At 70.3% G+C, this 4480-nt stretch carries 3 protein-coding genes; 2 read left to right on the plus strand and 1 reads right to left on the minus strand.

Annotation, left to right across the window (positions count from 1 at the left end):
• A partial coding sequence (locus LJ221_RS15910; RefSeq protein WP_241717395.1) for a hypothetical protein occupies positions 1 to 314 on the minus strand: 314 nt, incomplete at its 3' end.
• Between the two features lie 409 nt (positions 315 to 723).
• Here LJ221_RS15910 and LJ221_RS15915 point away from each other — a divergent pair.
• Complete coding sequence (locus tag LJ221_RS15915) at positions 724 to 2946, plus strand: ATP-dependent RecD-like DNA helicase (RefSeq protein ID WP_241717396.1); 2223 nt, start codon at positions 724 to 726, stop codon at positions 2944 to 2946.
• Between the two features lie 132 nt (positions 2947 to 3078).
• Positions 3079 to 4383: a citrate synthase gene (locus LJ221_RS15920; RefSeq protein WP_241717397.1), complete on the plus strand. Its 1305-nt coding sequence runs from the start codon at positions 3079 to 3081 to the stop codon at positions 4381 to 4383.
• Positions 4384 to 4480: the final 97 nt, after the last annotated feature.

A 4480-nucleotide genomic window follows, 5' to 3' on the forward strand; every position in this document is an offset into this window, starting at 1 on the left:
GCATCCCGACCGGGCGCGGCACCCGCCCGCGCCCGGTCGGCCCACGTTCTCCGGAGCGTACGACCGAGTGCGCGACCGCGGCCCTGCTCGGAGCCCTCCGCGCCCTTGCCGCCCCCGGCCTGCGAGGGGTCGGCGGCCGGGCCCCTGTCCGCGGCGCCGGCGGTCTTCTCCGGGCTGCCCTTCTCCGGGCCGCCCTTCTCCGCGGAGGCCCGCCCGGAGGCGGCCTCGTGCCGCTCGTGCAGTCCGCGTGACTGGTCGACGCCCTCCTCGTCGTCCCGCTCGCCCTCGGCCTGGGATGGTGTCCATCCGCTCATGCGTCCTCTCCTCACTGTCGAATGCCGTCACGGTCGTATCCCGCCGCTCCCGTCCGCCGGAGGGCTCCGGCGGAGCCGTCGGGCGGGCCCGGACCGGAGAGCCCCCGGGGGGGAGCGCCTGCCGGGTACCCGGACCCGGGCCGATTCCACATCCGACGCCCGTCGCCGGGGGAGCGCGGGAGAACCGGTGGAAAAAATCTTGTTCCGCCGTGCAACCCTTCCGGCCCTCCGAAAGTCATAGCCGGTGTCGGTCGAACCGGGGAGGGATCTCGGGGGAGGGTGAGACCGGCGGGGGGACACGAGGGGTCCGGCCGCACAGGCCGGACCCCTCGTAACGTTCCGCGCCGCACGCGGCCGGACCCGAGGCCGGGCGTTCCGGTTGTCGGTCCCCGGCGCTACCGTCTGTGACATGTCCTTCCAGCCCGCCGTACTCGAGGCCGTACTCGAACGGATCACCTACGCCAACGAGGAAAACGGCTACACGGTCGCCCGCGTCGACACCGGGCGCGGCGGCGAGCTGCTCACAGTCGTCGGCTCGCTGCTCGGCGCACAGGTGGGGGAGTCGCTGCGGATGGAGGGCCGCTGGGGCTCCCACCCGCAGTACGGCCGCCAGTTCACCGTGGAGAACTACACGACGGTCCTGCCGGCCACCGTCCAGGGCATCCGGCGCTATCTGGGCTCCGGTCTGATCAAGGGCATCGGCCCGAGGATCGCCGAGCGGATCGTGGACCACTTCGGGCTGGAGACCCTGGATGTCATCGAGAACGAGCCGGAGCGGCTGATCGAGGTGCCCGGCCTCGGCCCGAAGCGGACGAAGCTGATCGGCGCGGCGTGGGAGGAGCAGAAGGCGATCAAGGAGGTGATGGTCTTCCTCCAGGGGGTGGGCGTGTCCACCTCGATCGCGGTGCGCATCTACAAGAAGTACGGCGACGCCTCGATCTCGGTGGTGCGCAACCAGCCCTACCGGCTGGCCGCCGACGTGTGGGGCATCGGCTTCCTGACCGCCGACCGCATCGCGCAGGCCGTCGGCATCCCGCACGACAGCCCCGACCGGGTGAAGGCCGGGTTGCAGTACGCGCTGTCGCAGTCGGCCGACCAGGGGCACTGTTATCTGCCGGAGGAGCGGTTGATCGCCGACACCGTCAAGCTGCTCCAGGTGGACACCGGCCTGGTCATCGACTGCCTGGGCGAGCTGGCGGGCGAGGAGGAGGGGGTGGTGCGCGAGCGGGTCCCCGATCCGGAGCACCCGGGCGAGCGGGTCTCGGCGGTCTACCTGGTGCCCTTCCACCGCGCCGAGTTGTCCCTGTCGGCCCAGCTGCTGCGCCTGCTGCGCACCGAGGAGGACCGCATCCCCGTCTTCCGCGACGTCGACTGGGAGAAGGCCCTGTCATGGCTGGCGGGCCGCACCGGGGCCGAGCTGGCCCCCGAGCAGCGGGAAGCGGTGAGGCTGGCGCTGACCGAGAAGGTGGCGGTGCTCACCGGGGGGCCCGGCTGCGGCAAGTCCTTCACCGTGCGGTCGGTGGTGGAGCTGGCACGGGCCAAGCGGGCGAAGGTGGTGCTGGCCGCGCCCACCGGCCGGGCGGCCAAGCGGCTGTCGGAGCTGACCGGGGCGGAGGCATCCACCGTCCACCGGCTGCTGGAGCTCAAGCCCGGCGGGGACGCCGCCTACGACCGGGAGCGGCCGCTGGACGCCGATCTGGTGGTCGTCGACGAGGCGTCCATGCTGGATCTGCTGCTGGCCAACAAGCTGATCAAGGCCGTGGCGCCGGGCGCCCATCTGCTGCTGGTGGGAGACGTGGACCAGTTGCCGTCGGTGGGGGCGGGCGAGGTGCTGCGCGACCTGCTCGCCGAGGGCAGCCCGGTCCCGGCGGTGCGGCTGACGCGGATCTTCCGGCAGGCCCAGCAGTCCGGCGTGGTCACCAACGCCCACCGGATCAACTCCGGGGTTCCGCCCATCACTCGGGGACTGCCGGACTTCTTCCTCTTCGCGGAGGACGACACCGAGGAGGCCGGCCGGCTCACCGTCGACGTGGCGGCCCGGCGCATCCCGGCGAAGTTCGGCCTCGACCCGCGCCGCGACGTGCAGGTGCTGGCGCCGATGCACCGGGGCCCCGCCGGCGCGGGCACGCTCAACGGACTGCTCCAGCAGGTCATCACCCCCGCCCGGCCCGACCTTCTGGAAAAGCGCTTCGGCGGGAGGGTTTTCCGGGTAGGTGACAAGGTCACTCAGATTCGCAACAACTACGAGAAGGGAGCGTGCGGGGTCTTCAACGGCACGGTGGGCGTGGTCACCGCGCTGAGCACGGAGGAGCAGCGCCTGACGGTACGCACCGACGAGGACGAGGAGGTGGGCTACGCCTTCGACGAACTGGACGAACTCGCGCACGCCTACGCGGTGACCATCCACCGCTCCCAGGGCAGTGAGTACCCGGCGGTGGTCGTCCCGGTCACCACCGGCGCCTGGATGATGCTCCAGCGCAACCTCCTCTACACGGCGGTGACGAGGGCCAAGAGCCTCGTGGTGCTGGTGGGTTCGCGCAGGGCCCTGGGCCAGGCCGTGCGGACGGTCTCCGCGGGACGGCGCTGCACAGCCCTGGACCACCGATTGCGCGGCACGCCGAACCCCGCGTAGTTTTCCGGAGGCACTCCGTGCCACCCGCGGGCCTGCTGGCCGACCCCGAGTGCACCGCACCGCACCGAATGGGAGACAGTGGGACGAGGACAGGGCACTCGAAGATGAGGCACTACGTCGGTGAGGGATGACGTGAGCGAACACCGTGAAAGCGATGGCGCAGTAGTACTGCGGTACGGGGACGGCGAGTACAGCTTCCCGCTGGTCGACAGCACTGTCGGTGACAGTGGTTTCGACATCTCCAAGCTGCGTGCCCGGACCGGTCTGGTGACCCTGGACTCCGGTTACGGCAACACCGCCGCGTACAGGTCGGCGGTCACCTTTCTCGACGGGGAGAAGGGCATCCTCCGCTACCGCGGGTATCCGATCGAGCAGCTCGCCGAGCACGGCACGTTCCTCGAGACGGCGTACCTGCTGATCAACGGGGAGCTGCCCACCGTCGACCAGCTGGCCGGCTTCCGCAACGAGATCACCCAGCACACCCTGCTCCACGAGGACGTCAAACGGTTCTACGACGGCTTCCCCCGGGACGCCCACCCGATGGCGATGCTCTCCTCGGTGGTGAGCGCGCTGTCCACCTTCTACCAGGACAGTCACAACCCCTTCGACGAGCAGCAGCGGCATCTGTCCACCATCCGGTTGCTCGCCAAGCTGCCCACCATCGCGGCGTACGCCTACAAGAAGTCGGTGGGCCACCCGGTGGTCTACCCGCGCAACGACCTGGGCTACGTCGAGAACTTCCTGCGCATGACCTTCTCGGTCCCGGCCGAGGAGTACGAGCTCGACCCGGTTGTCAGCAGCGCCCTGGACAAGCTGCTCATCCTGCACGCGGACCACGAGCAGAACTGCTCGACCTCCACCGTGCGCCTGGTCGGCTCCTCCCAGGCGAACATGTTCGCCTCCATCTCCGCCGGGATCAGCGCCCTGTGGGGCCCCCTGCACGGCGGCGCCAACCAGTCGGTGCTGGAGATGCTGGAGCGCATCAAGGCCGAGGGCGGTGACGTCGACTCCTTCATCCGCCGGGTGAAGAACAAGGAGGAGGGCGTCCGGCTGATGGGCTTCGGCCACCGCGTCTACAAGAGCTTCGACCCCCGGGCGAAGATCATCAAGGCGGCGGCGCACGACGTCCTCTCCGCGCTCGGCAAGTCCGACGAGCTGCTGGACATCGCGCTGAAGCTGGAGGAGCACGCGCTGGCCGACGACTACTTCGTCGAGCGCAACCTCTATCCGAACGTCGACTTCTACACCGGTCTGATCTACCGGGCCATGGGCTTCCCGACCACCATGTTCACCGTGCTGTTCGCGCTCGGACGCCTTCCCGGCTGGATCGCCCAGTGGCACGAGATGATCAAGGAGCCGGGCTCCCGCATCGGCCGACCGCGCCAGATCTACACCGGCGTCGTCGAGCGCGACTACGTTCCGGTGGAGCAGCGCTGAGCGGGCTTCCGGGCGACCGGGTCCTCTGAAGGGGCGACCGGCGCCGCCCGGGCGGCGCGTACGGACATCCGCGGGCCCTGCCCGCACCTTCCAGGTG

The sequence above is a fragment of the Streptomyces sp. CNQ085 genome (assembly GCF_022614595.1).
Taxonomy (GTDB): domain Bacteria; phylum Actinomycetota; class Actinomycetes; order Streptomycetales; family Streptomycetaceae; genus Streptomyces.